This window comes from Collimonas fungivorans Ter331 (assembly GCF_000221045.1).
Classification (GTDB): domain Bacteria; phylum Pseudomonadota; class Gammaproteobacteria; order Burkholderiales; family Burkholderiaceae_D; genus Collimonas; species Collimonas fungivorans_A.
Genome location: NC_015856.1, coordinates 4280523 through 4302634 on the forward strand (window position 1 = coordinate 4280523; position 22112 = coordinate 4302634).

The following is a 22112-nucleotide window of genomic DNA, read 5'->3' on the forward strand; positions in this document are numbered from 1 at the left end:
GACTAGACGAGTGTTTAAAGTGAAAGTGCTCTCTATCTTCGGTACGCGTCCGGAGGCCGTAAAAATGGCCCCTGTGGTCAAAGCGTTGTCCAGAGAAACAGGCATGCAGTCGCTGGTCTGCGTCACCGGCCAGCATCGGCAAATGCTGCAACAGGTGCTTGACCTGTTCGCCATCAAGGTCGATTACAGCCTCGATGTGATGCTGCCGGACCAGACCCTGAACGGATTGAGTGCGCGCCTGATCGGCCTGCTCGACCCGGTGCTGGAAGCATGCAGGCCCGATCGCATCCTGGTGCACGGCGACACCACCACCGCCATGATGGCGGCGCTGACGGCATTCCATCGCCGCATACCGGTGGCGCATGTCGAAGCCGGCCTGCGCACCGGCGACCTGAGCCAGCCCTGGCCGGAAGAAATGAACCGACGCTATGTCGATATCGTATGCGACCTGCTGCTTGCCCCCACCGCGCAAGCAAAGAACAACCTCGCGGCAGAACACCTGGCCGGCCGTGTCGTCATCACCGGCAATACGGTGATCGATGCGCTGCGCCTGACGACCAAACGGATCGCCTTCGACGAACAGCTGCGCAACCAGCTCGATGCCCATTTCCCCTACCTGGTTCCAGGCCGGAAGCTGCTGCTGGTGACCGGCCACCGGCGCGAGAATTTCGGCTCCGGTTTCGCCGAAATCTGCGATGCGCTGGCGACATTGTCGCGCCGTTCCGACCTGCAGATCGTTTATCCGGTGCACCTGAATCCGAACGTGCAAGGACCGGTGCTGGCGGCCTTGTCGCATCTGCCGAACATCCATCTGATCGAACCGCTCGACTACCTGCTGTTTGTGCGCCTGATGCAGCGCTCGCACGTGATCCTGACCGACTCCGGCGGCGTGCAGGAAGAAGCGCCTTCGCTGGGCAAGCCGGTGCTGGTGATGCGCAATGTCACGGAACGTCCGGAAGCTGTGAGCGCCGGCACGGTGCAGCTGGTGGGCACCGACCCGGCGCGGATTGTCGCCGCGGTAACGCGGCTCTGCGACGACGACATTTTCTGGCAGCAGGCAACGCAACGCGTCAACCCTTACGGCGACGGCCGCGCGGCGGAGCGGATCGCCAGCGTGCTGTGCGGCAGGCCGATCGCTGAATTCGGCATGGATCAGCGTGGCCCCGCCAGGAAAGCGCAGCTCGCGGCAGCGGCGCTGCAACCCATCTAACTGTTGGCGTCATTTTCGAGGAGCCGCACCATGCCTTCTTCGCCATACACTCCTCGCAAGGCGGCTGCGCACCGAAGGCCGTCACGCATTTCGGCGCCCTGTGCATTTTTTCCGCTCATGATGCTGATTGGGCAAGCGCGCTCATCCCCGCTAGAACTCGACGCTCGCACAATTGAACTGGATCTGATGACTGCCATATTGGGTGGCATCATCGTCCTGCTGGTGGTCTATACGATCCGCCACTACCTGTTCACCCTCAACCGCCTGTTCGGACGGCAACGCCAGCCTTACCTCGATATCGAGCAGGCAGCATGGCCGCCGGTGGTGGTATGCGTGGCCGCCCACAATGAGGAAAGGGTGATCGCCGATGCCCTGCATGCCCTGCTCGAAGTCGACTACCCGCGCGACAAGCTGGTCATCATGCCCGTCAACGACCGCTCTACCGACGCCACGCGGGCCATCATCGACCGCATCGCCGACGCCAATCCAGGGCGCTTCACGCCGTTCCACCGCAGCGGCGGACGCGCCGGCAAGGCCGCTGCCTTGCGCGACGCCACCGAGAAAATCCAGGCCGAAATCATCATCGTCTTCGATGCCGACTATCTCCCCGCGCGCGGCCTGATCAAGCAGCTGGTGGCGCCGTTTTTCGATCCTGAGGTGGGCGCCATCATGGGCCGCGTGGTGCCCATCAACGCCGGCGCCAACCTGCTGACGCGCCTGCTCGACCTGGAACGGGCCGGCGGCTACCAGGTCGACCAGGCGGCGCGCATGAACCTGGGCCTGGTGCCGCAGTATGGCGGCACTGTCGGCGGCGTGCGGCGCTGCGCGCTGGAGGAAATCGGCGGCTGGAACAGCGACATGCTGGCCGAGGACACCGATGTCACCTTCCGCCTGCTGCAGCAAGGCTGGAAAACGGTGTACCAGAACCGTTCGGAATGCTACGAGGAAGTCCCCGAGGCGTGGCCGGTCCGGATCCGGCAAATCAGCAGATGGTCGCGCGGACACAACCAGGTCATGAGCCACAACCTGATGCGCCTGCTGAAGAATCCGCGCATCAGCCTGCGCGAAAGGGCGGACGGCGCGCTCCTGCTGTGCGTCTTCATCATGCCGCCGCTGCTGGCCATCGGCTGGACCTTGACCATCATCCAGTTCTTCATGACTTCGCACCAATGGCTGTTCGGCTGGCTGGCCTTGAGCGGCATGGTGGCTTACGGCGCCTTCGGCACCAATGCGGCATTTTTTGAAATGGCGGCGGCCGCTTACCTGGACGGCAACCGCAACCGCATCCGCCTGCTGCCGCTGAACATATTCGGCTTCCTGGTCAGCCTGGTGTCCATCTGGCGCGCGGCAATCGCGCAAGTGCTTGATGCGCTGCAAAAGCGTGAACTGGTATGGCATAAGACCGAAAGGTTCAGGGTGCTGTCCGCAACCCCGGTGCAAGACCCTATGTCGCCTCTCGACATTTTGCAGATAAGCGGCGCCGTCGAATTGCATGGGGAGATTTCCTGATCATGGCTTCCTCAGCGCTACTCATGGTCAGCGTGCTGCTGATCTTGTTCCTGCCGTTTATTCCGGCCATCTCCGAGTGGCTGCGCCCGACCGACGTCGCCCCTCTGCCGGTCAGGAGAAACGAGATCAACAACCTGCGTTATTTCGCCGACAGCTTCCGGCAAACCATCGCCCGCATGCCGGCCATCGATTTACCGCAATTGCAGAAGCTGCAAACCGACCGCACCGTCCGCGTCAGCAACAACCTGCATGTCGTGCACCGGCAGCTGGGCGCCGATGCCGGCTACCCTGCGGCCACCCTGGAGATACTGCAAAAAAAGAACGGCATAGTCATTTTCCTGCACGACGCCTGCCTGCCGCCGGACAGCCACAGCCAGGCCGACCTGTTTGCCGCCGCCGACTTGCGGGTCGGCGCCGGCGCCAGCCTGCGCGCCTGCTCCGCCCAAGGCCTGATCACCCTTGGCCCGGACACGGTGGTGCATCGCTGGATCGACGCGCCCGCCATCCGTGTCGGCAGCAATGCAGCTATCGACGGCCGCATCACCGCCGTCAAGGAAATCGATTTTTCCTGCGGCAGCCGTTTTATACGCGCCGGAGCGCCCAGCATGCGTTTCGGCGATTGCCGCAATGCCGCTGGCCCGGCTCCCCAGGCGCCGTCGCCGCGGCCGCGCCATATCCTGGACGACAGCGCCGGACAATCCGCCGAAAACCGCCAGGACGGCGACTTCGTGGTGCGCGGCGCCCATCGCATACGCCCCGGGACCACGGTCTTCGGCAGCATCAAGACCTACGGCGACCTGCAGCTGGGAGAGCGCTCCTGCGTCGCCGGCAGCCTGGTTTCCAACCGCGATATCGTGCTTGGCCAAGGCTGTTCGGTGCTCGGTCCGGTCATCAGCCAGAACGATATCGTGGTCGGCCCCGACTGCCGCATCGGCACACCCGGCTCGGCCACCACCATGGTCTGCCGGAAACTGACGATTGCCGCGGGCTGTATCGTGCATGGCGTGATTACCACGCTAGACGGAGCCACCGTGACCGCGCGCGAGACCCGCCATGGCGCCTGATGTCCATGCCGCACTAACGATAACGAGGATGCTGGCCGCCGTTTTCTGCCTCGGCTGCCCGGCGCCGGCAAGTGCAGGAGAATATGCGCCGCCCGCCTCCAACGTTGCTGCGTTTGCCGATTTTACGTTGCCGGACGGCGCCATCACCGTCTTCCCCAAGGGCGACTACGTCGAGCCGTACTTTGCGCTGACGGCTTTGCTGGCCGCGCATGGCCTGGGCCTCGACGTCGCTCCGGCAGCCTCGGCATTCGCCCACTGGCTGCTGCCGTTCCAACAGGCCGACGGTCCCTTTCCGCGCATCTGCCGCAGCGGCGCGACGGACTGGCTGGCCTGCGGTCCGGCAGATGCCGACGACTCCCTCGACGCCCTCTGGTGCTTGCTGGCAGCGCAAGTCTTGCCGGCAGACCGCGTGCTGGCCGCCAGCTGCGCCCGGTCATTGGCGCACCTGGCCAGCCTGTGGAACCCGGCGCAACAGACCTTCCACGCCTTGCCGGGCAACAGCGCCGCTTATTTTGCCGACAATGTCGAAGTGATAGGCGCCCTGCGCCAGCTGCGCCGGCGACCGGCAACGGCGACCCGCTTCGCAGTCCAGCTGGCGGCATTGCCCAGCGCCGCCGGCATGCTCCAAGGATTGCGGCGCAACTATGGCTACGATGCGGATGGCGCCCTTGAGCCACAACGCGCCAGCATGCCGCCGACGCCGCCCGGCTTCTATCCGAGCGCGGTGGCGCCGGTTTACCTGTGGCTGTACGACCTGCGCAGCGGAACCAGCGGCCAACGTTACTGGCATGCCTGGATGGAGCGCTACGGAAAACAATGGCTAGCCGGCGAAAGCGATCACTATCCGTGGGGCCTGATCGCCTGGGCCGCTTACCGGACCGGCGATGCGCCGACCGCGCGCAGCTGGCTGCAAAACTGCGATGCCTGGCGCGCCGCCGGGCGCTGGAACGTTGTCGAGGAAGGCGTGCGCATCGGCCTGGCCAATGCGCTGGATAGCAAGCCGCCATCATGAACGCCGCACATCGACCCAGGCTAGCCAGAATACTGCTGGCCTTGCTGGCCGGCGCCGTGATTGCCGCGGCGGCGGCCTGGATTTATCGCATCGGCCAACTCAGCCCGGCGCAATGGCAAAGCGATCCCATCGCCCTGCTGCTGCCGGACGACATGTCGGATGCCAACCGGCTGTTTGCCGCAGCCTGGCTGGACGCCGCCGCGGAAGAAGGAATCCGCCTGCAAGCCATCACCGCATCGGCGTTCTCGCGGCACGGCTTGCAAGGCGAACGGCCGTTTGCCGGCGTGATCTTGCCGGACACCATCCATCGCCGCATCAGCACCGCGTTTGCCAACCAGGTCAGCCGCTTCGTGGAAAACGGCGGCGCCCTGATGCTGGTCGGCGATGCCGGCGTGCTGGACGAGAACGGCTACTACGCCGAACCGGCCTCGCGCCTTTCCGCGCTGGCCGGCACCGACTACGCGATGTACGGCAAGCTGCAGGAACGCATGTCGTTCAACCCGACCATCGCCGGCAGTCCGCTAATCATGCAGGCGCTGCATATCCCGCCGGGGCGCTGGATCAAGGATGGCGCGCAGGCGGTACTGTCGGGTTACGGCGAAGATACGCTGCGCTACCCGGTGCTGCACACCGCCGACAGCTATGCCGGAACGGTGCTCATGCAAGCCGAAGGAAAAACCGTGATCGCCGGCGAACATGCCTACGGCAAAGGGCGTGTGCTGTTCGTCAACCTGCCCCTTGGCTACCTGAAACTGCGCACCGACGGCATCCTGATGCATGGTTTCCTGCACTACTTCGCGAACCGTATCATGGGCCAGCCGCAATTGTCGGCCGCGCCGGAAGCGATCGGCGGCCTGGTGCTGAACTGGCACTGCGACGCCAAGATCTGCATTCCGGCCATGGAGCAGCTGATCAAGGCCGGCGTATTCAAGCGCGGGCCGTTCAGTATCCATGTCACCGCCGGGCCGGACCAGCGCGCATTCGGCGACGGCCTCGGCGTCGACCTCAGCCACAACCGGCCATTCCAGGCATTGCTGCAGTCCTTGCGCGACCAGGGCAATGAAATCGGCAGCCACGGCGGCTGGATACACGACTGGTTCGGCAAGAACCTGGCCGATGGCAACCAGGAACAAATGACGCCTTACCTGCAGCAAAACGCCGACGCCGTGGCGCGCCTGATCGGGCACCGGCAAACCGAATATTCGGCGCCTACCGGCAACCAGCCGGTCTGGGTCACCGAATGGCTCGACGGGCAGCAGGTACTGGCCTATTACTTCACCGGCAATATCGGCCAGGGACCGACCCACACCTACCGCGACGGCCGCCGCGATCCGCATATCTGGTCGTTCCCGGTGCAGACCTACGGCCATATCAGCACCATTGAAGAAGCCTATACCGAACATGTGCCGGAAAGCGAAATCAGCAGCTGGCTGACGTCGCTGGTGCAATTTACCGAGAATAGCGAGCAGATCAGGCTGATTTATTTCCATCCGCCAGGCGCCGTGCTGTATCCCGACGCCATCAACCAGCTGATGCTGGCCGCCGACGCCGCCGCAAAAAAAGGACGCTTCCGCTGGCGCACCATGACGGATCTGGCACGCTTCATGAATCGCCGGGAACAGACAGTATGGAATATTTCTAATGACAATCGTGCCGTAGTGGTCGATGCTGCCAATGCGGCCTCATTGAACCAGCAAACCTGGCTGTTCCCGGTTGCGCTGTACGCCGAACCGCGCATCACCGGCGGCAAGGCCAAGGTGGAACAGCGCAGCGATACCTGGGCCGTGATTGCCGCAGACGTGAGGCAACTTCGCATTTCAACGCCGTTGATAGAGAAAGCATCGCCTTGAATACAGCCGCCAAGAACCGTCGTTTGCCGGGTTCGGATCGCCATGCGGCGCCGGCAGCCAGGACCGCCATGGCGGCATTGGGGCTATCGCTCTGCTGTGCCTCGGTTCCCGCCGGCGCGGCAACCGGCGAAAATCCCGGGATACTGGTGCCACGCTTGCAGCATGAACGCCTGCTGTCGATCTACAGCGCGCCGGCACAAGCGGTCGCTACCGTTCCTGCCGCTCTTGTTGCCCCGGCAGCGGCGCCGCCGGTTCCGCCCCCGGCGGCCGACGCCAAACCCGCCGTGCTGGCGCTGGCCGCCCCGGTCGACGCCGCCATGCCGCTGACGCCGGCCGAGGCGCCTCCCGCCGCCGGGCAGGAATTGCCACCCGAGCGTGCCGCCCTGGAACTGGTCGGCGGCGACGGCAGGATGAGTAACGGTTATGGGCATGCCCGCCTGATGTCGCTGCGCGGCATGGCGGTGACATCGCTCGGCGTGGTGCAGGGAGAGCTGACGCAGCAGTCTCGCTTCGGGTTCAGCGGCAACTACGGCAATGTCTCGCTCACCCACGATTTGTCAGAAGACTATTACACCACCATCGGCGTCGGCGTCGGCAACAGCCCGCTGTTTTCCAGCTGGCGCACCGATGCCGCCGCCTACCGTAAATTCGGCAGCGAACGCCAGTATGTCGCCGGCATCGGCGGCTACTATGCCAAAGGCAATGAAAGCGCGCGCTCCGACAAGGGCTTGCTGTTCACCGGCATCGCCTACTTCAGCGGGCTGGTGGTGGAAGGCGGCGTGCGCCTGAACTGGGCCGATCCCGGCGCGATACTGGGGCCTAGCCAATACATCGCTGCTACCTTCGGCAATGACGACCGGCGCGCGATCATCGTTCGTTATGAGCACGCCAAGGAAACCTACAAGGTATTGCCAGGCGGCCCCGAACTGGTCAACTTCAAAAGCGAGACCGCCAGCATCCAGTGGCGCCAGAGAATCAGCCGCGACAGCATGCTGCTGGCGGCGCTGGAGTATTACCAGAGCCCGGTCTACGACCGTCTCTCGTTCAGCCTCGGCTGGCGCTGGAGCTTCAGATGAAACCGGCGCAGGACGACAAATCCGTCAAGGCAAAAGTCCATGTCAAAACGCGCAGGGACGCTGCGATCAACCCTCGTTTCGCCGGTTTTGGCGGCCAGCTGATCCAGACCCACCGCGCCCTGCGCCGCCTGTCTTTTCCACGCTCGCGCTGGATAGACGTGCTGCTGGTGCCGGCGCTGATTTTCTTTTGCACCCTGCTTGCCTGGCCCTTGATAACGGACCTGTGGTCGGGAATCATCCACTTCTGGGCCAGCGGCCTCGGCGACGGCATGATGCTGAAAGCCGACAAAACCTCGTTTCCGGGCATTCAATCAGTGCCCTACGCTTATGTCCAGGCCGCGCTGCCGACACCAGTGCAATGGTGGACCGGCATGCTGGCCAGCATCGCGCTCCTGCTGGCCACCGCTTTGCTGCCGGCGCGCATGCTGCCGATCTCTTACACGTTGCGTGTGATGGCCATGATCCAGCTGGCCAGCCAGTTCTATTTTTATTTCTGGGCGGCGGAATTTCCCTACCAGTCGGCATCCTCCATTTCCGCACTGACGCAGGCGTCGATGGTGCTGCTTCTCCTGACGCCCTGGATTTACGGCCTGCTTTACAACATTTTCGATTTCGGCATTCCCCGCAAGATCCTGCTGTCGCTGATGGCGGTGTTTTACCTGATCGTGCTGACACCGTTCCAGTACACGTTTGCGGCCTGGGTGATGCTGCAATATTCGCTGCTCTGGCATCCCCTGATCTATCTGCTGGGATCCAGCCTGCTCCAGTTCGGCGCGCTGGTCGGCTTTTATTCCTGGGCCATGAGCTGGGAACGGCGCGAATAGCATCAATGACGCGGCGCCGGCCCGGCGTGGCTTATACTGCGCGCAACGCGTATTGTTAATCTACAAGGATATCCATAATGAAAAAAACAGGAATGGCCAAGAGCGACGCCAAGAAGCTCATGGGAAAAATGACCGCCCCGGGCGCTTCCGCTTTTGGCGGCGGCGATGCGGCAACGATCGACCGCCGCGAGCAGCGCAAGCGCGACCAGGCGGCAGGGCTGGTGCCGTTTGCCGTCAAGCTCAATGGCGCTCTGGTGCTGCAATTGCAAACCCTGGCGAAAGAGCGTGAGCTGGACCTTAACCAGTTGGTGGCCGAACTGCTGGCCAAGGGTCTCGACGCCTGAGCAAGCAGATGGGATAGATGCGCGCGGATTGCGCATCTTGATGCAAAGGCGGAAACGATTGCCGTTCTCCTGCCTGTCGCTATATATCGTAAAATACATCGAAATCGGAAATCCGACCCCATCCCGACAGACCCGACCCATGCCGACTTTCTTCCGCCGCACACTGCTTGCACTCGCCATGCTGGGCGCCACCGCCAACGCGGCCTTGGCGCAAGATTCGGTCAAGGTGTTTGCTGCCGGCAGCCTGGCCGGCCCGCTCACCGTGCTGGCCAAACAGTTCAGCGCCAGCACCGGCGCAACGGTTGATGTGGTGTTCGGCCCTTCGGGCCTGTTGCTGGAACGGATAGAGCAGGGAGAAAACGCCGACGTATTTGCCTCGGCCAACATGGCGCATCCACAGCAGCTGGCGCGCGAAGGCAAAGCGCTGCCGGCGCGGGTGTTTACCCGCAACAGCGTGTGCGTGCTGTCGCGGCCCGAGCTTCAGCTGAATCCGCAAAACCTTCTGGACAAACTGCTGGACCCGGGTGTCAGGATCGGTACCTCGACACCGCAGGCGGATCCCGGCGGCGACTATGCCTGGCTGCTGTTTGCCAAAGCCGGGGAAATCAGGCCAGGCGCCAAGGAACTGCTTGAAGCCAAAGCGCAGCAACTGGTCGGTGGCCGCCATAGCCCGGCCGTTCCGGCCGGCCGCGACCCGGTAAAGTATTTCCTTGAGCAAAAACAGGTCGATGCCTTTATCGGTTATTGCAGTTCCCGCCAGACCGTTGCCGACACTGCATTCCCTAAAGTCGCCTTGCCTTCGGAGCTCGCGATTACAGCCGATTTCGGCCTGACCGTGCTCAACAGGCATGCCGGTTCACACGACGCGGCGTATCGCTTCGCCCTCTTCCTGCTTACCCCCGAAGCGCAACAAACCCTGGCCGCCTATGGCTTTTCACCGCTCTAGGGCGGGTTGTCGATTAGAATATCGGTCCGGCAGGAATTTATCCGGCCACCAGGATCCCGTCTTGTGGCTGTATTTCCTGTATCTCCCCATACGATAATTTGATGATCACCTCAACCGCGAACGACGCCGCCGGCACCATAGCCGTGGAAGCAATTGACGCTGCGGAAAAGCACCTGCGCGACATTCTCTCCCTGGCGATCCGGCACGCGCCGCCGCACGCCGCCGTGGTGGTGTCGGATGCGCGCTGCGAACTCGCCGTGGCGCTCACCGAAGCCTACCGGCGCTGCCTGCCTGCGGCCACTTTCATCGATTTCGACGCCGTCGCGCCGGATGCCGTGCTGGCTGCGTTTGCCGCGCTGGAAGCGAACGATCTGGTGATCCTGGTCCAGTCCACCAACTTCCGCCTCGAGGCGTTCCGCATCCGCGTCGAGCTGTTCAAGCGCGGGTTAAAGGTGATCGAGCACCCGCACCTGTCGCGCATGCCGGGCGCGCAAGCGCTGCATTACATCGCATCGCTGGCCTACGATCCAGGCTACTACCGCGGCGTCGGCTACGCCTTGAAAGCCCGCATCGACAAGGCCAGCATGGGCGTGGTCGACAGCGGCGGCGAACGCCTGGTGTTCGCCTCGCGCTTCGAGCCGGCCAAGCTGAACATCGGCGACTACAGCGAGATGAACAACGTCGGCGGCCAGTTCCCGATCGGCGAAGTGTTCACCGAAGCGCAAGACCTGGAAGCCGTCAACGGCCGCGTGCGGATTTTTGTGTTCGGCGATACCTCGTTCCGGGTCAACCGGCCAGAGCAGCCGATCACGCTGGTGATCAGCAAAGGCCGGGTCAGCGAAGTATTGGATTCAACACCCGATTTCGACCAGGTGCTGGCCAATATCCGCGCCGATGAGGGCGAAGTGTGGCTGCGCGAGCTGGGTTTCGGCATGAACCGGGCGTTTTCGCGGGAACGGCTGGTGAGCGACATCGGCACGTATGAACGCATGTGCGGCATCCACCTGTCGCTGGGCGCCAAGCACGGCGTCTACAACAAGGCCAACATCAAACGCGCCAGCGCCCGTTACCACATCGATGTGTTTGCGGTGACCGAGGCGGTCTACCTGGATGACGAGCTGGTCTATCGCGATGGCGCCTGGCAGCTGTCAGGGGATATATAAAGGGTAGAGGATATTTTCTTCGCGCGTGATGCGGTCCACCAGCACCTTGCCCAGGTTTTCGAATTCGGCCTTGAAATTCGAGCGCGCATCCGGCAGCGCCAGCCAGTCCTTGCCCTGGTACTTGTCGAAAAAATCAAACGCAACGCGGCCGATGCCATCCATTTCCCGCTTATAGGAACGATAGACATCGAGCAGGTTCGGCTCTTCGGCCAGGCTGCGCCGCATGTATGAGTACAGCTTGACGCCCTCGGTCAGCAAATGACCGTACATCGCCATGCGCATTTCACGCAAGGTAGCCGGCACCGCATCCCAGGCGCCCGCGTTCATCCGGTTGGCCACCGAGGAGTACATCAGCAGCAGGGCCGCATGATCGCCCTTGAGCTGGGGGATCAGCTTATCGTCGTACTGGATCTGGTTGTTGGCGCTTTTAGCCGGCTTCAGCAGTTCTGCACGCTCGGCTATCGGCATTGTTTTTCTTGCTGGCGGCTGGGTGGCGGCCGGTATTCTGGCAACTTCATGCGCCCCCTCGTCTTGCGTACTGGTTGCGGGTTTGTTGAAAATGGACTTCAGCCACATGGTTCGCCTCCCCAGTTCACAAAAAGATAACACTTGCTCGTTCTTATAATTGCCTATCCGCAACAATAATACATTAGATTCCACGCGGAAATAGATTTCTTATTTGCAATTTACAGATATTTTTTGCAACACTGACGTCCGGGGCCGGACAGCCATGCGGCCCCGGACGGCAAACCGGCTAGCGCTCAGGAAGCTGAGCGCTGCAGGGCAGCCAGCAAGCTGTCCCACAGCTGGTGACGCTCATCGATAGCGAGGATGCCGGCCTCAAGCACCTCGCGCAACTGGACCGGATCGTTGCCGGTAATCTCGTCTATCATGCGCTGCGCGGCCGGGCCGTGATCGCCCGAATCGACCTCGATATGCCGCTCCAGATAGAAGGTCAGCTCAGGCACGCTAGCCGGGTCGATGCGCCAGGTTTGCAACAATGTCTGGAACATGTCCGGGATCACGTTTTCGCGCCCATAAAAAAAGCTTCCCACCACCTGGTGCGTCTGGCCGTCCTTGCAAGTATCGATGGTGGAGGTCACGAAGCGCTGGATCGGCGCCACGGCTTCCGCCCGGCTGAGCGCGGCGGCAAGCGCATCGCCCTTCCTGATCATCGCCAGGAACTGTTCGATCTGGCGCGTCGAAGCGCCGATCTCTTTCATCGCCGACAGGTAAAGGTCAAAATGCGTCATGGCGCCCTTGGGCGTCAGGTCCGATTCTTCGCCAAGCACGATCTCGTTGATCAGCCGCGCTGCGTGCGGGTTGGCCGGGGGATACCACGGCACGGCGGTGGTGGTCAGGTCTGCCTGCAGCCGCTTGACCAGCGACATGAAATCCCAGACGGCAAACACATGCCATTCCATGAACAGGCGCAGGTCTTTCTTGGTGCGTATGGCGGAAAAAACAGCATGATTTGTCAATGACTTGTGCTTGTCCTTGAGGATAAGTTGCAGTGATTCAACGGTCGTTGTCATGTCATCTCCACATTGGGTTACACACGGATGTGTGCAAAACGACAATGACATATTTATTGCCGTACGGCAATAAATATATGTTAATCGGTTGACATCAAACCACAGTCCGGGCTAAAAACCGGCGGGTATCAGCGCAGGCAGGGATTCAGAACGATGCGCACAGGCGGGACACCAGCAAACCCACCGCATCCTGGTGGAATTGCCCGGTGTAAGCGCTGCGGATCTGCGCCAGCCGCTCCAGCGTTTCCGGTGTCTCCGGAGCGACGATGCGGATCACGAAACTATCCTCGCGGATAGTCTGGCCGGAGGCTGCATCGCGCCACTGGCCATGGGTGTCCCAGGTGGTCAGGCCATCGGGAAAACGCGGCGTCACGATCTCCGCCATGAAGGCGCTCCGTTCCGCATCGGTGACCTGCCCCCGACCCTGGATATCGCGCCCGAACAGCAGTTCGGCCTGCAGCTGCGCGCTGCCGTGCACCTGCTGGCAGGTGCCGCCGCTGCCGCCGTCAGGGAAAGTGGCGCAGGCGGAAAGCGTTACGGTGCAGATCAGGCTGCAGATCAGTTTCAGATGCATGGCGGCCTCCTTGATGGCTGGGAATGCCACATGCTATCGCAAATATTGCTACCGAGAATCAAAGCCGGCAAGCGGGCATGTAATTACTTTCGCCAGCGCCGTATAATTTCCCTGCAGCGCCGCAACCAACCATGCCAGACAAGGATCCATGAGCCTCATTAACAAACTGCTAGCAGGAACGGTGAAATCCGCCCCGACCTCGACGGACAAGGTGCTAGTGCGGGTTTACCTGGATACCGGCGGCCACGTCACCGATGTCACGATCAGGAAAAGCTGCGGCGACCCCGAGCGCGACGCCCATGCGCAGCGCGAAATCATGGCCATGCGCTTCGCCAGCAAAAGAAAAGGGGCAAAAACCTCGCACAACTGGCACGACCTGACCTACACCTTTCACGAATAAACGGTACGCAAGCGCGTCCCGCCTTCCCCTCTTCCGCCGCCCTCTCCGCAAGCAGCCCTGCGGCTGCGCCGCCCGTTCTCCGCATATGGAAATGCAAATGGCGGCTATTAAGCTCCCATGATGGGTGCGCTGCCGTCCATACCCTAAGCTGTCTTCGCCGAGCTCATCTTCCTTTCAAATGACGAGCAGCCTGGCGACCAGAGTTCGGCATCGGGTTGCAGGCTATTCAAAAACATAACACGAGACACCCTGATGACGGTCGAGTGACGGCCGCTTCAAGGACATATAAGGAGCAGCTCGATCATGATGGAACAACAACTCCAACCCTCCGCGGGTCTGGGAGAACCTATTGCCGTCGCCGAAGGAAAAATCGACCAGTACTTCCAGATCACCGCGCGCGGCAGCACCCAGCGCCGTGAGGTAGTCGCCGGCATCACCACTTTCCTGGCGATGGTGTACTCGGTATTTGTCGTGCCCGGCATGCTGGGCAAGGCCGGCTTCGATGTCAGCGCGGTGTTTGTCGCGGTCTGCCTGACCACTGCGTTCGGCTCGCTGCTGATGGGTTTGTGGGCGCGTTTGCCGATCGCCGTCGGCTGCGCGATTTCGCTGACCGCTTTCACCGCCTTCGGACTGGTGCTCGGCAAAGGCTTGTCGCCCGCAGTTGCGCTCGGCGCGGTGTTCCTGATGGGGCTGGTGTTCACTGCCATTTCCGTGACCGGCGTGCGTTCCTGGATCCTGCAGAACCTGCCGTCGGGCGTCGCGCACGGCACCGGCGTCGGCATCGGTTTGTTCCTGCTGCTGATCGCCTCCAACGACGTCGGCCTGGTAGTCAAAAACGCCGGTCCCGGCTTGCCGGTAGCGCTCGGCCACATTACCGCGTTCCCTGTCGTGATGAGCATCGTCGGCCTGGCCGCGATTTTCGGGCTTGAGCGGCGCCGCGTTCCAGGCGGCATCCTGCTGGTGGTCGTAGTCTTGTCGATCATCGGCCTGATCTTCGATCCGGCCGTCAAGTTCACCGGCATATTCGCGGTGCCGGCGCTGAGCGCTCCTGGCCACGCCTCATTGATCGGCGCGATGGACATCAAGGGCGCACTCAGCATGGCCGTGCTGCCAAGCGTGCTGGCGCTGGTGATGACCGCGGTGTTCGACGCCACCGGCACGATCCGCGCGGTAGCCGGCCAGGCCGGGCAAGTCAATGAAAAGGGTTATATCCACAACGGCGGCAAAGCGCTGACAGCCGATTCGCTCAGCTCGATTTTCGCCGGCCTGGTCGGCGGCGCTCCTGCTGCCGCCTACATTGAATCGACCGTAGGCACAGCCGCCGGCGCCCGCACAGGCCTGACTGCGGTCGTGGTCGGCCTGCTGTTCCTCGCGGTCATCTTCTTCTCGCCGCTGGCCGGCCTCGTGCCTTCTTACGCAACCGCTCCGGCGCTGATGTATGTCGGCCTGCTGATGCTGGGCAGCGTGAGCCGCATGCACATGGATGATACGGTCGACGCGCTGGCCGGTTTGCTGTGCGCGGTGTTCATCGTCCTGACATGCAATATCGTGACCGGCATCATGCTTGGCTTCTGCACGCTGGTGATCGGCCGTGTGGTGTCGGGCGAATTCTGCAAACTGAATTTCGGCACGGTCGCCATTGCAGTTGCGCTGGCTGTTTTCTACGGCGGCGGCTGGGCGATTTAAGACCATACATCTATCCGGGTAACGTCGACTGTTCGGATCTCCTAGAACAGTCGATTCATGGCAGCGCCCGCGGGTGCTGCCTTTTTGTTTTTTGGCTATGCGGCAGCCATCCGGTTTTTCATTTCACTGGGGATTGAGCCGCCCCGCTGGCTTCGCTAGGCGATAGCTTGCGCAGTTCGATCTGGGCGGTGCCGTTGCGCACCAGCACCCAGCTTTGCAGCGGCAGGCTCGGATGCGCCGCCGTCATCGAATACATATTGAAGCGCTCGCCGCTGGCCGATTTACGGCCATGGAAACCGGGGCCATGCCAGGAAGCCTTCGGTGTTGCAATGAGAACGGCCGTTTCACTGAACTCATACCCGGCTTGGATAAACGAATCCAGCGCAGGCGGTTCGTCCCCGACTACAGCCCACTGGAAAGCGCGATGCTTGATGCGCGGCGGAGCGCCGATAAATTTGGCAAAGTCCGATTCCAGCTTTTCCAGTTCGCCATTTTGCGGAGCGCGGTCCAGGACCAGCAGATTGCCAAAATAGTAGTCCGGCGCGCCAGGCGTCCGCATCACCGTGTACCCCCGTTCCGGACCGTTTCGCCGAAGACCCGGTTAAACATGAGATCGGTATCGATACCCCAAATAAGGAGCCATTTTCTTGATTTCCACAGATGTTGTCGAAGCAGGCCGCTAACGTTGTTTTTTGGCACTGTTTCACCCTCGTATCCGCAATAACGTTGATTCCAGGGCGTCTCGGCACAATCAGTCCAGACTGACGGATCAAGTATGTTACCTTGGCTAACGCGGCCCTTCTTTCAAGTCCCGCTTCTACCATCAGCCGGTCAAAGACCGGGAGCAGGAAGAAGGTTATGTTCACCGCACCCGACCCAAACCAGAACCACCTGCTGGCAGCCTTGCTCGACGCTGAATTCGATCGCCTGGCGCCGCACCTGGAGCTGATCCCGATGCGGCTGGGAGACCTGCTCTACGATTCCGGCGGCAAGCTGCAGTATGTCTATTTTCCCACCACATCGATTGTCTCGCTGCTCTATGTCCTGGAAAACGGCGGATCTTCCGAGATCGCCGGGGTCGGCAACGAGGGTATATTGGGGATTTCTCTTTTCATGGGCGGCAATACTACGCCCAGCCGCGCGGTGGTGCAGACCGGCGGCTTCGGCTACCGGCTCAAGTCGCACATATTGATGGAAGAGTTCAACCGTGCCGGACCGGTGATGCGCCTGCTGCTGCGCTATACCCAGGCGCTGCTCACGCAAATGAGCCAGACCGCCGTGTGCAACCGCCACCATACGCTGGATCAGCAATTGTGCCGCTGGCTGCTGCTGACGCTGGACCGCCTGCCCACGAACGAATTGACGATGACCCAAGAATTGATTGCCGGCATGCTGGGCGTGCGGCGCGAAGGCGTCACCGAGGCCGCAGGAAAATTGCAGAACCTCGGTTTTATCCGCTACCGGCGCGGCCATATCACCGTGCTGGACCGGGCTGGCCTGACCGACAACGTCTGCGAATGTTATGGCGTGGTCAAGAAGGAATTTGCGCGCCTGCTGTCGGACGTGCATCAGCGGCAAGGCACGCCGCCGCCGGCCAGATAGGCAAGAGAGACAAGACAGGCCAAGTATTTGCAGCACTACGGATTCGCAACCACCTTGTTTGAGCCGAGGCTAGCGCTCAGTTGCATGCCAATCAGAGCTGGATTCACACCCATAATGGAAAATACATCTGGAAATGCAGCGCAAGCCGTGCAGCAACCGCTGCTGAAAGCCGGCGCCTTGCAAAACGCCATTTTCAACAGCGCCAATTTTTCCTGCATCGCCACCGACGCCCAAGGCGTGATCCAGATTTTCAACGTCGGCGCCGAACGCATGCTCGGCTACAAGGCAGAGGACGTGGTAGACAAAATCACGCCGGCCGGGATTTCGGATGCGCAAGAACTGATTGCGCGCGCCGCATCGCTCAGCCTTGAGCTCGACACCCAGATCACCCCGGGCTTCGAAGCGCTGGTGTTCAAGGCCTCGCGCGGCATTGAAGACATCTACGAACTGACCTATATCCGCAAGGATGGCAGCCGCTTTCCGGCGATGGTGTCGGTCACCGCCCTGCGCGATGCCCAAGACAAGGTAATCGGCTACCTGCTGATCGGCACCGACAATACGGCGCGCAAACAGGTCGAAGCGGAACAGGCGCTGCTTGACCAGCGCCTGCGCGACCAGCAGTTCTACACGCGCTCGCTGATCGAATCGAATATCGATGCCTTGATGACCACCGATCCGCGCGGCATCATCAGCGATGTCAACCAGCAGATGGAAGCGCTGACCGGCTGCACCCGTGACGAGCTGATCGGGGCGCCGTTCAAGAATTACTTTACCGATCCGGAGCGTGCCGAGGCCGCCATCACACGCGTGCTGCGCGAAGGCAAGGTGACCAACTACGAGCTGACCGCCCACGCCGTGGATGGCACCGAGACGGTGGTCTCGTACAACGCGACCACCTTCCACAACCGCGACAACCAGCTGCAAGGCGTGTTCGCGGCGGCACGCGACGTCACCGACCGCAAGCAGTTCGAATATACGCTGCAAGAAAACAATATCGAACTGGAAAATGCCAGGGCGGCAGCGGAAAAAGCCAACCTGGCAAAATCGGATTTCCTCTCCAGCATGAGCCATGAATTACGCACCCCGCTCAACGCCGTGCTCGGATTCGCGCAGCTGATGGCGTCCGATACGCCGCCGCCGTCATCGGCGCAAAAATTGTCGATCGACCAGATCTTGCAGGCCGGCTGGTATCTGCTGCGCCTGATCAACGAGATCCTCGACCTGGCGATGATCGAATCGGGTAAAGTGACACTGTCGCAGGAATCGATGTCGCTCACCGAAGTGATACAGGATTGCCAGGCAATGATCGAGCCGCAGGCGCAAAAGCGCGGGGTGCAGCTGACCTTCCCTCTTCTCGACAACCTGTTTTATGTGCATGCCGACCGCACCAGGGTCAAGCAAGTGATGGTCAACCTGCTGTCGAATGCGATCAAATACAATCGGGCCGAGGGCAGTGTGGTTGTCAAATGCGCGACGAGCGGCAGCGACCGGGTGCGCGTCAGCGTTACCGATACCGGAACAGGCTTGACGCCGGAACAGTTGGCGCAGCTGTTTCAGCCTTTCAACCGGCTCGGGCAAGAGAGCAGTGTCGAAGAAGGCACCGGCATCGGCCTGGTGGTCACCAAGCAGCTGGTCGAGTTGATGGGTGGCGTCATCGGCGTCGAAAGCAGGGTCGGCGCCGGCAGCGTATTCTGGGTGGAATTGCCGGCGGCGAGCGCGCCGGAACTGGCGCTTGACGACATCGACAAGATCGCCGTCGATAAATCGAATCGCGCCGCGGCAGATCAGCTGCAGTCCCAGCGCACGCTGCTCTATGTCGAGGACAATCCGGCAAACCTGGTCCTGGTCGAGCAACTGATTGCGCGGCGCGGCGACCTGACGCTGCTGACGGCGATCAACGGCCACCTGGGAATCCAGATGGCACGCGCGCACCAGCCGGACGTGATCCTGATGGATATCAACCTGCCCGGCATCAGCGGTTACGGCGTCCTCAAAATTTTGCTCGAAGATGTGGCAACGGCCCACATCCCGATCATGGCGCTGTCGGCCAACGCCGTGCCGCGCGATATCCAGAAAGGCATGGATGCGGGTTTCTTCCGCTACCTGACAAAACCGATCGAGGTGGTCGAATTCATGGACGCCCTCGACGTCGCGCTGCGCCATGCGGAAAAGAACGGCTTGCCGAGCGGAGCATAGGCAGCAACGAAATGCGGCTTGCGAATTGCAGCATGATTTATCAGCAGGTGAACGATTTTTCTGGGAACAACGCAATGCTTATATCCGAAATCCTGAAGGCCAGCATCCTGATCGTCGATGATCAGGAAGCCAATGTCATGCTGCTGGAACAAATGCTGCGCAAAGCCGGTTATGCACACATCACGTCGACGATGGATCCGCACACGGTCGTCCCGCTGCACCTGGCGCATCGCTACGACTTGATCCTGCTCGATCTGCAAATGCCGGAAATGGATGGCTTCCAGGTCATGGAAGGCCTGAAGGAAATCGAAACCGCGGGGTATCTGCCGGTGCTGGTCATCACGGCGCAGCCGGCGCACAAGCTGCGTGCGCTGCAAGCGGGCGCCAAGGATTTTGTCAGCAAGCCATTCGACCTGGTTGAGGTGCAAACGCGCATCCACAACATGCTGGAGGTGCGGCTGCTGTATCGGAAACTGGACAACTACAACAAGGTGCTGGAACAGACCGTGCTGGAACGCACGGCAGAACTGCGCGAGAGCGAAGCCCGCTTCAAGAGTCTGACGGAACTGTCTTCGGACTGGTACTGGGAACAGGATCCGCAAGGAAAATTCACCAAGGTATCCGGCCCGGTTTTCGACATGCTCGGGATCGATGCCGACAATACGGACGGTGCGCTCAGCATTGCGGCGGCAGGACGCTGGAACGAGGCCGAGCGAGTACAGCTGGAAGACAACATTGCAAACCGCCGTCCCTTCCTCGATTTCATCTACAGCCGCCGCAATGCCGACGGCACCCTGCAATACCTTCAGGTAAGCGGAGAGCCGATGTTCGATTCAGCCAGCCTTTTCATCGGCTACCGCGGCATCGGCATGGATGTCACCGAGCGCATGAACCGCGACCTGGAAAAATAGCAGCTTTATAGTGCGACCCGGCGCACCCGACGGTGCGTCCGGGAGTAAATCTATTACTTCTCGGCAGGCACGACAACGACCGTGCTGCCGCCGGTTTTCCCGGTATCGCCTTTGCTGCCGTCAGCACCCGCAGCGCCGTCATTCCCCGTCGCCCCGGTTGCGCCGGTAGCGCCAGCCGGGCCGGGAACAGCCACGCCGGCGCCTGTTGCACCTGTGGCGCCAGCCACACCCTCGGAACCGGTCGCTCCGGCCGGCCCAGGCGCTCCCGCCGGACCAGGAACTACTACCACGGATGGCGTAGGGCTGCTGCTTGCAGGCTTGTCGCAAGCGGCAAGGCCAAACGTGACGACCAGCGTTGTCAATAACAATGCATGTTTCATATCGATCCTTTTAGGTAGCAAGAGAAAAAAGCGCGCGATGGTACGGTAGAGCGCCATTCGAATCACCTTGTGAAAAGATGGTTCTGAAATTCGTCTGTTTGCAGATTAAGCGAAAGCGCGGAGGTTCTCTGTGTGCTGCCGCACGGATTGCTGCCGGAATCAAGCCTATAACATGCCATGTCGCGCTTCAGATCTCGGCCACCATAGAGCAATGTTGCGGAACCTGACGAGCCGGATTTGATGCCGTTGCAAAATTGACTGATTTTTTATTTCCACTAACTGAGAACTGATATGAGAACATTCATACATTTGTATCGTTATTATCGGCGAGGCGGGTACCATATGGTGCCGGCAATGAAACGAGCCAGCCGCGCATGGAGCCATGGATTTTGAATTAACATCTTGCCGCTGACTAACCGTAATCGATGAGCGCACACATTATCCGTCCTCTTGTATCTTTGGATTACGAGTTCCTCTCCTCCGTAGTCGATGACTGGTGGGGCGGCCGTCCTGTCCGTGCGCTGGTCCATCGCATATTTTTCGACCATCTGAACGCAAGCAGTTTCGCCATAGGCCCGTCGGACGCTGTCCAGGCATTCCTGATCGGCTTTGTGTCGCAGTCCGATCCCAAAGTGGCATACATCCATTTCGTCGGCGTAAGCCCTGCGGCACGCGCCGGCGGCCTCGCCCGCATGCTTTACGAACATTTTTTCAACGTGGTCAGCGCCCAAGGCTGCACAGAGGTGCGCAGCATCACATCCGCGGTCAATACCGGCTCGATCGCATTTCATCGCAAACTGGGATTTACACTTCTTCCCGGATCCGGCGAAATCGGCGGCGTCCCGGTTACTCTCGATTATGCCGGGGAAGGACAACATCGCGTCCTGTTCCGTAAAGCGCTGTAATCCAGCACTAATGATCGACGGCTGGTCCCTTGATAAAATCGATGAATGCGCGCAAAGGAGCCGGCACCAGGCGGCGTCCGGGATAATAAAGGAACGGGCCGGAAAAGCCCATCCACCACGGCTGCAGCAGCGGCTCCAGCGCGCCGCTGTCGAGATGGGGACGCAGCCAGTCCTCGAAGAGATAAACGATGCCGCTGCCCGCGATCCCCGCCTCGACGGCGAGATCGATTCCTCCGCCCACTTGTACGATCAGCGGCCCCGTCGGCTCCACCCGCACCATCTCACCGTTCCGTTCAAACTCCCACGGCGGCATTGAACCGCTGGAAAAACGGCCGCGCAGGCAGGCATGGCCGAGCAGTTCGCGCGGGTGTTGCGGCCGGCCATGCCGGTCAAGATAGGCGGGAGAAGCGGCGGTGGCAAAACGCTGGACGCGCGGCCCGATCGGCACCGCGATCATGTCCTGCTCCAGCCGCTCGTCGTAGCGGATGCCGGCGTCGCATCCGGCCGCGATCACGTCGACAAAACTTTCTTCGGTGATGATCTCCATCTGAATGTCGGGATAAGCAGCGAGAAATGGCGGTACGATGCGGCCCAGCACCAGCCGCGCCGCACTGATCGGCACGTTGAGACGCAACGTGCCGGCTGGCTTGTCACGAAAACCGTTGACCACGTCGAGCGCAGCCTCCATCTCGCTCAAGGCCGGACTGAGCCGCGCCAGCAAGCCCTGGCCCGCTTCGGTCGGCACCACACTGCGTGTGGTGCGGTTGAGCAGCCTCACGCCAAGCTGCGTCTCCAGGCGACGTACCGCTTCGCTGAGCGCAGACGCGCTGCTGCCGTTGACGCGCGCGCCTTCGCGAAAGCCTTTGGCACGCGCCACCGCCACGAAAGCGTTCAGATCTTCCAGGTTGACCTTCATTGCCTCATC

General features: G+C 61.4%; 21 protein-coding genes and 1 pseudogene. 16 read left to right on the forward strand and 6 right to left on the reverse strand.

Features of this window, described 5'->3' with window-relative positions; genetic code table 11:
• Positions 1 to 19: 19 nt before the first annotated feature.
• From wecB to CFU_RS19085, 10 genes are all read left to right on the forward strand, one after another.
• Positions 20 to 1210, forward strand: coding sequence for a non-hydrolyzing UDP-N-acetylglucosamine 2-epimerase (wecB, locus tag CFU_RS19040; RefSeq protein ID WP_190275176.1), 1191 nt, complete (start codon positions 20 to 22; stop codon positions 1208 to 1210).
• A gap of 120 nt (positions 1211 to 1330) precedes the next feature.
• Positions 1331 to 2719 (forward strand): glycosyltransferase family 2 protein, encoded by a 1389-nt coding sequence (locus tag CFU_RS19045; protein ID WP_014007637.1) that lies wholly within the window; start codon positions 1331 to 1333, stop codon positions 2717 to 2719.
• Positions 2720 to 2721: 2 nt separating this feature from the next.
• Positions 2722 to 3783, forward strand: a complete 1062-nt coding sequence (locus tag CFU_RS19050) for a polymer-forming cytoskeletal protein (RefSeq protein ID WP_014007638.1) — start codon at positions 2722 to 2724, stop codon at positions 3781 to 3783.
• Positions 3784 to 3811: 28 nt separating this feature from the next.
• Positions 3812 to 4795 carry a hypothetical protein gene (locus CFU_RS19055; protein WP_148264891.1) on the forward strand — a complete coding sequence of 328 codons (984 nt, stop codon included), beginning with the start codon at positions 3812 to 3814 and terminating at the stop codon, positions 4793 to 4795.
• Positions 4792 to 6645, forward strand: a complete 1854-nt coding sequence (locus CFU_RS19060) for a hypothetical protein (protein ID WP_014007640.1) — start codon at positions 4792 to 4794, stop codon at positions 6643 to 6645. The genes CFU_RS19055 and CFU_RS19060 overlap by 4 nt, the downstream gene beginning before the upstream one ends.
• The gene (locus CFU_RS19065) at positions 6642 to 7721 is read left to right on the forward strand and encodes a YaiO family outer membrane beta-barrel protein (RefSeq protein WP_014007641.1); all 1080 of its coding nucleotides are present in this window, start codon (positions 6642 to 6644) and stop codon (positions 7719 to 7721) included. The genes CFU_RS19060 and CFU_RS19065 overlap by 4 nt, the downstream gene beginning before the upstream one ends.
• Positions 7718 to 8545, forward strand: coding sequence for a hypothetical protein (locus tag CFU_RS19070; protein ID WP_014007642.1), 828 nt, complete (start codon positions 7718 to 7720; stop codon positions 8543 to 8545). Before CFU_RS19065 ends, CFU_RS19070 begins: the two co-directional genes overlap by 4 nt.
• A 77-nt stretch (positions 8546 to 8622) precedes the next feature.
• Positions 8623 to 8889: a hypothetical protein gene (locus CFU_RS19075; protein WP_014007643.1), complete on the forward strand. Its 267-nt coding sequence runs from the start codon at positions 8623 to 8625 to the stop codon at positions 8887 to 8889.
• 139 nt (positions 8890 to 9028) lie between these two features.
• Positions 9029 to 9835: a molybdate ABC transporter substrate-binding protein gene (gene modA, locus CFU_RS19080; protein ID WP_081466510.1), complete on the forward strand. Its 807-nt coding sequence runs from the start codon at positions 9029 to 9031 to the stop codon at positions 9833 to 9835.
• 101 nt (positions 9836 to 9936) lie between these two features.
• Complete coding sequence (locus CFU_RS19085; RefSeq protein WP_041742429.1) at positions 9937 to 10998, forward strand: hypothetical protein; 1062 nt, start codon at positions 9937 to 9939, stop codon at positions 10996 to 10998.
• On the opposite strand, the gene CFU_RS19090 is transcribed toward CFU_RS19085, so the two are convergent.
• From CFU_RS19090 to CFU_RS19100, 3 genes are all read right to left on the reverse strand, one after another.
• The gene (locus CFU_RS19090; RefSeq protein ID WP_081466511.1) at positions 10984 to 11574 is read right to left on the reverse strand and encodes a hemerythrin domain-containing protein; all 591 of its coding nucleotides are present in this window, start codon (positions 11572 to 11574) and stop codon (positions 10984 to 10986) included. The genes CFU_RS19085 and CFU_RS19090 overlap by 15 nt on opposite strands.
• Before the next feature lie 185 nt (positions 11575 to 11759).
• Positions 11760 to 12533 carry a DUF3050 domain-containing protein gene (locus CFU_RS19095; protein WP_041742432.1) on the reverse strand — a complete coding sequence of 258 codons (774 nt, stop codon included), beginning with the start codon at positions 12531 to 12533 and terminating at the stop codon, positions 11760 to 11762.
• Positions 12534 to 12678: 145 nt separating this feature from the next.
• Entirely contained in the window at positions 12679 to 13107 is a 429-nt protein-coding gene (locus CFU_RS19100) for a DUF3574 domain-containing protein (protein WP_041742433.1), read from the reverse strand.
• A gap of 148 nt (positions 13108 to 13255) precedes the next feature.
• Here CFU_RS19100 and CFU_RS19105 point away from each other — a divergent pair, with 148 nt between their 5' ends.
• Positions 13256 to 13507, forward strand: coding sequence for an energy transducer TonB (locus CFU_RS19105; protein ID WP_014007649.1), 252 nt, complete (start codon positions 13256 to 13258; stop codon positions 13505 to 13507).
• A gap of 303 nt (positions 13508 to 13810) precedes the next feature.
• Positions 13811 to 15193 carry an NCS2 family permease gene (locus CFU_RS19110; protein ID WP_014007650.1) on the forward strand — a complete coding sequence of 461 codons (1383 nt, stop codon included), beginning with the start codon at positions 13811 to 13813 and terminating at the stop codon, positions 15191 to 15193.
• Between the two features lie 193 nt (positions 15194 to 15386).
• Here the strand turns inward: CFU_RS19110 and CFU_RS24960 are convergent.
• Positions 15387 to 15509: pseudogene (locus CFU_RS24960) on the reverse strand (septal ring lytic transglycosylase RlpA family protein); the annotation flags it as partial.
• A gap of 542 nt (positions 15510 to 16051) precedes the next feature.
• On the opposite strand from CFU_RS24960, the gene CFU_RS19120 reads away from it, so the two are divergent.
• The 3 genes from CFU_RS19120 to CFU_RS19130 all read left to right on the forward strand — a co-directional run bounded on the left by CFU_RS19120 (position 16052) and on the right by CFU_RS19130 (position 19902).
• Positions 16052 to 16795, forward strand: coding sequence for a Crp/Fnr family transcriptional regulator (locus CFU_RS19120; RefSeq protein ID WP_014007652.1), 744 nt, complete (start codon positions 16052 to 16054; stop codon positions 16793 to 16795).
• A gap of 114 nt (positions 16796 to 16909) precedes the next feature.
• Positions 16910 to 18991 (forward strand): PAS domain-containing hybrid sensor histidine kinase/response regulator, encoded by a 2082-nt coding sequence (locus tag CFU_RS19125; RefSeq protein ID WP_148264892.1) that lies wholly within the window; start codon positions 16910 to 16912, stop codon positions 18989 to 18991.
• Between the two features lie 74 nt (positions 18992 to 19065).
• The gene (locus CFU_RS19130) at positions 19066 to 19902 is read left to right on the forward strand and encodes a response regulator (protein WP_041743699.1); all 837 of its coding nucleotides are present in this window, start codon (positions 19066 to 19068) and stop codon (positions 19900 to 19902) included.
• 53 nt (positions 19903 to 19955) lie between these two features.
• Here CFU_RS19130 and CFU_RS25400 read toward each other — a convergent pair whose 3' ends face one another.
• On the reverse strand, positions 19956 to 20282 hold the full coding sequence (locus tag CFU_RS25400) for a hypothetical protein (protein WP_041743700.1): 327 nt from the start codon (positions 20280 to 20282) through the stop codon (positions 19956 to 19958).
• 425 nt (positions 20283 to 20707) lie between these two features.
• Here CFU_RS25400 and CFU_RS19140 point away from each other — a divergent pair, with 425 nt between their 5' ends.
• Positions 20708 to 21187: a GNAT family N-acetyltransferase gene (locus tag CFU_RS19140; RefSeq protein ID WP_014007655.1), complete on the forward strand. Its 480-nt coding sequence runs from the start codon at positions 20708 to 20710 to the stop codon at positions 21185 to 21187.
• A 7-nt stretch (positions 21188 to 21194) separates the two neighbouring features.
• On the opposite strand, the gene CFU_RS19145 is transcribed toward CFU_RS19140, so the two are convergent.
• The gene (locus CFU_RS19145) at positions 21195 to 22103 is read right to left on the reverse strand and encodes a LysR family transcriptional regulator (protein WP_041742437.1); all 909 of its coding nucleotides are present in this window, start codon (positions 22101 to 22103) and stop codon (positions 21195 to 21197) included.
• Positions 22104 to 22112 lie beyond the last annotated feature (9 nt).

Excerpts from the sequence above, each read along its gene's own strand:
- CFU_RS19045 (WP_014007637.1), top strand. The coding sequence starts at position 1,331 with ATGCTGATTGGGCAAGCGCGCTCATCCCCGCTAGAACTCGACGCTCGC.
- CFU_RS19050 (WP_014007638.1), top strand. The coding sequence starts at position 2,722 with ATGGCTTCCTCAGCGCTACTCATGGTCAGCGTGCTGCTGATCTTGTTC.
- CFU_RS19055 (WP_148264891.1), top strand. The coding sequence starts at position 3,812 with ATGCTGGCCGCCGTTTTCTGCCTCGGCTGCCCGGCGCCGGCAAGTGCA.
- CFU_RS19060 (WP_014007640.1), top strand. The coding sequence starts at position 4,792 with ATGAACGCCGCACATCGACCCAGGCTAGCCAGAATACTGCTGGCCTTG.
- CFU_RS19070 (WP_014007642.1), top strand. The coding sequence starts at position 7,718 with ATGAAACCGGCGCAGGACGACAAATCCGTCAAGGCAAAAGTCCATGTC.
- CFU_RS19075 (WP_014007643.1), top strand. The coding sequence starts at position 8,623 with ATGAAAAAAACAGGAATGGCCAAGAGCGACGCCAAGAAGCTCATGGGA.
- modA (WP_081466510.1), top strand. The coding sequence starts at position 9,029 with ATGCCGACTTTCTTCCGCCGCACACTGCTTGCACTCGCCATGCTGGGC.
- CFU_RS19085 (WP_041742429.1), top strand. The coding sequence starts at position 9,937 with ATGATCACCTCAACCGCGAACGACGCCGCCGGCACCATAGCCGTGGAA.
- CFU_RS19090 (WP_081466511.1), bottom strand. The coding sequence starts at position 11,574 with ATGTGGCTGAAGTCCATTTTCAACAAACCCGCAACCAGTACGCAAGAC.
- CFU_RS19095 (WP_041742432.1), bottom strand. The coding sequence starts at position 12,533 with ATGACAACGACCGTTGAATCACTGCAACTTATCCTCAAGGACAAGCAC.
- CFU_RS19100 (WP_041742433.1), bottom strand. The coding sequence starts at position 13,107 with ATGCATCTGAAACTGATCTGCAGCCTGATCTGCACCGTAACGCTTTCC.
- CFU_RS19105 (WP_014007649.1), top strand. The coding sequence starts at position 13,256 with ATGAGCCTCATTAACAAACTGCTAGCAGGAACGGTGAAATCCGCCCCG.
- CFU_RS19110 (WP_014007650.1), top strand. The coding sequence starts at position 13,811 with ATGATGGAACAACAACTCCAACCCTCCGCGGGTCTGGGAGAACCTATT.
- CFU_RS19120 (WP_014007652.1), top strand. The coding sequence starts at position 16,052 with ATGTTCACCGCACCCGACCCAAACCAGAACCACCTGCTGGCAGCCTTG.
- CFU_RS19125 (WP_148264892.1), top strand. The coding sequence starts at position 16,910 with ATGGAAAATACATCTGGAAATGCAGCGCAAGCCGTGCAGCAACCGCTG.
- CFU_RS19130 (WP_041743699.1), top strand. The coding sequence starts at position 19,066 with ATGCTTATATCCGAAATCCTGAAGGCCAGCATCCTGATCGTCGATGAT.
- CFU_RS25400 (WP_041743700.1), bottom strand. The coding sequence starts at position 20,282 with ATGAAACATGCATTGTTATTGACAACGCTGGTCGTCACGTTTGGCCTT.
- CFU_RS19140 (WP_014007655.1), top strand. The coding sequence starts at position 20,708 with ATGAGCGCACACATTATCCGTCCTCTTGTATCTTTGGATTACGAGTTC.
- CFU_RS19145 (WP_041742437.1), bottom strand. The coding sequence starts at position 22,103 with ATGAAGGTCAACCTGGAAGATCTGAACGCTTTCGTGGCGGTGGCGCGT.